Here is a 2,095-nt window from a genome sequence, read left to right as displayed (position 1 = left end):
ACTTCCGCACTTCCGCACTTCCGCACTTCCGCACTTCCGCACTTCCGCACTTTCGCACTTCCGCACCGCCCTCACGCCAGCGGCCGCAGGGGGCTCATGTGAATGGTCGGCGGGCTGCGGTCGCCTTCCGCGGGGACGCTCAGCTCGTAGAAGTAGCCGTCGCCGCTGAGCGCCTGCACCTCGTCCGCCGAGATCCCCAGCGCGCCCGCGCCGCCCACCACGCGGACGGGCCGCCCCGCCTCCACCTCACGGGCCGTGAACAGCTCCGCCAGGTACAGCGCCCCCGGCGAGCCCTGCCGAAGCATCCGCGGCGACGTCTCCTCGATGAACGCCGCCAGCACGTCCATCAGCCCGTCCGCGCCCGTGGGCTGGCCGTTCTCCGCGCGCACCAGCGTGGCCACGCGCTGCCCCCGCTCCACCCACTGGATCACCCCGTACGCCATCCATCCTCCTCACGTCCGTCCCCAGAAAGAACCGCCGGAGCGCGCCCGCCGTGCAACCGCCGGGCCGCCGCCCTTGTCCCGGCGCCGCGCCGCCAGCACCTTGCAGCGCCGCCACAACGCATCCGCACGGACACCACGTACAGGAGCCACACAATGATTCCGCACCCGGGCCGCATCGCCCTGGCCGCGCTCGCCCTTTCGCTGGCCGCCGCGCCCGCCGCCGCGCAGGAAAGCGGCGCCTACGTCATCCGCCTGGGGCGCGACACCGTCGTCGTGGACCAGTTCACGCGCTCGGCCACCCGCATCGAGGGCACCCTCGTGGGTCGCACGCCGCGCACCTCCATCCGCACCTACAGCGCCGAGCTGCGCCCCGACGGCAGCATCGCCAGCCTGCGGATGGAAACGCGCATCCCCTCCGCGCCGGAGCTGCTGCCGCAGGTCATCACCATGACCATGGGCGCGCCCACGGCCGACAGCGCGTCCGTGCGCATCGTCCGCGGCGACACCGTGCGCGAGGTCAAGGTGGCCGCCGGGCCCGACGTGGCGCCCTGGGTCTTCAACGCGTACGGCCTGGCCGAGCCGGTGATCCGCGCCGCCGCCGCGCGCGGGCTGGACTCCGCCGCCGTGACCGTCCTTTCGCCGGGCGCTCCGCGCACGGGCAGCGTCAGCTTCATCCGCCAGGGCGCCGATTCGCTGCTCATCCGCTCGGCCAACGGCGTCACGCGGGCGCGGGTGGACCGCAACGGCCGCGTGCTGGGCGCCAACAGCCCCGAGAGCACCTTCAAGGCCGAGATCGAGCGCGTGGACCGCGCCGACGTGCAGGCCATCGCCGCCGACTGGGCCCGGCGCGACCAGGCCGGCCAGCAGATGGGCACCCTCTCGCCGCGCGACTCCGTCACGAGCACCATCGGCGGCGCGACGGTGAACGTGGCGTACGGCCGGCCGTCCATGCGCGGGCGCCGCGTCATGGGCCAGGTGGTGCCGTTCGGCGAGGTGTGGCGCACGGGCGCCAACGAGGCCACGGCGTTCCGCACGGACCGCGACGTGATGATCGACGGCACGCGCGTCCCCGCCGGCAGCTACACCCTGTGGACGGTGCCGGCCGCGGACGGGTGGACGCTCATCGTCAACCGGCAGACGGGCCAGTGGGGCACGGTGTACGACGCCGCGCAGGACCTGGCCCGCATCCCCGTCCGCATCGAGACGGCGTCCGGCGCGCCCGTGGAGATGCTGACCATGCGCTTCGAGCCGTCGTCCGGCGGATCCAGCCTGGTGATCGCGTGGGAGAACACGCGCGTCCTGGTCCCCATCACCGCCGCGCCGTGAGCGACGAGACCACGCCGCTGGAGATCGGCCCCACGCCGGACGGGCTGGAGCTGCGCATCCGCTGGAAGGACGGCGCCGTGTCGGACTTTCCGCCGCGCTACCTTCGGCTGATGTGCCCCTGCGCGGGGTGCGTGGAGGAGATGACGGGCCGGCCGCTGCTCAACCCGGCGGCCGTGCCCCTGGACGTGCATCCGCGCGCCATCCACTACGTGGGCGACTACGCCATCCGCTTCGACTGGAGCGACGGCCACCACACGGGCATTTACCCGTTCGACTACCTGCGCGACATCTCGCCGAGCACATAGCCGATCCACCGTCTGCCCAGG

At 73.4% G+C, this 2,095-nt stretch carries 3 protein-coding genes; 2 read left to right on the top strand and 1 reads right to left on the bottom strand.

The window, feature by feature from the left end; genetic code table 11:
• Positions 1-71 precede the first annotated feature (71 nt).
• Complete coding sequence (locus VFZ20_RS20290; protein ID WP_329685762.1) at positions 72-443, bottom strand: hypothetical protein; 372 nt, start codon at positions 441-443, stop codon at positions 72-74.
• Between the two features lie 153 nt (positions 444-596).
• Between VFZ20_RS20290 and VFZ20_RS20285 the strand changes: the two genes are divergently transcribed.
• Together VFZ20_RS20285 and VFZ20_RS20280 are read left to right on the top strand one after the other, a co-directional pair.
• Entirely contained in the window at positions 597-1,769 is a 1,173-nt protein-coding gene (locus VFZ20_RS20285) for a DUF2911 domain-containing protein (protein WP_329685761.1), read from the top strand.
• Positions 1,766-2,074: a DUF971 domain-containing protein gene (locus VFZ20_RS20280; protein WP_329685760.1), complete on the top strand. Its 309-nt coding sequence runs from the start codon at positions 1,766-1,768 to the stop codon at positions 2,072-2,074. Before VFZ20_RS20285 ends, VFZ20_RS20280 begins: the two co-directional genes overlap by 4 nt.
• Positions 2,075-2,095: the final 21 nt, after the last annotated feature.

Source organism: Longimicrobium sp., from assembly GCF_036280135.1.
Taxonomy (GTDB): domain Bacteria; phylum Gemmatimonadota; class Gemmatimonadetes; order Longimicrobiales; family Longimicrobiaceae; genus Longimicrobium.
This window is presented reverse-complemented; position numbering and strand designations above follow the sequence as displayed.